The sequence below is a fragment of the Streptomyces hainanensis genome, assembly GCF_004348415.1.
Lineage (GTDB): Bacteria > Actinomycetota > Actinomycetes > Streptomycetales > Streptomycetaceae > Streptomyces > Streptomyces hainanensis.
Map to the genome: position 1 here is coordinate 1 of NZ_SMKI01000947.1, position 407 is coordinate 407.

Below are 407 nucleotides of genomic sequence, written 5' to 3' on the forward strand. Positions count from 1 at the left end.
GCCCCCGCCCGTTCGCGTTCCGCTACGGCTCGGTGGTGTGCGCCTCGAGCATCTTGCGGGTGGCGGCGCCGTAGACGCCGGGCGAGTCCTCCTGGACCCCGTAGGCACTCTGGAAACGCTCCACCGCGTCCTTGGTCGCCTGGTCGTAGACGCCGTGCGCCTCGCCCACGTAGACCCAGTTCAGCTGGAGCAGCCGCTGCTGGAGCTTGACGACCTCGGGGCCCGAGTCCCCCATCTGGAGTACCGGGGGCGGTTCCTCCTCGCCCGGACCACCGGGATCGCCCGGATCGTCCGGGTCCGGGGGCTCCCCGGTCGGCGGGTCGTCGGGGTCCTCGGGGTCCTCGGTGGGCGGCCCGCCGGTGCCGGGGTCGCTCGGCTCGGTGGGGTTGGTCGGGTCGGGGTCCGGG

Annotated in this window: 1 protein-coding gene; it reads right to left on the minus strand. The window is 74.4% G+C overall.

The window, feature by feature from the left end; translation table 11 throughout:
* Positions 1-22: 22 nt before the first annotated feature.
* Positions 23-407 (minus strand): peptidoglycan-binding domain-containing protein (locus E1283_RS36910; RefSeq protein WP_132822468.1); only part of this gene is annotated, 385 nt, incomplete at its 5' end.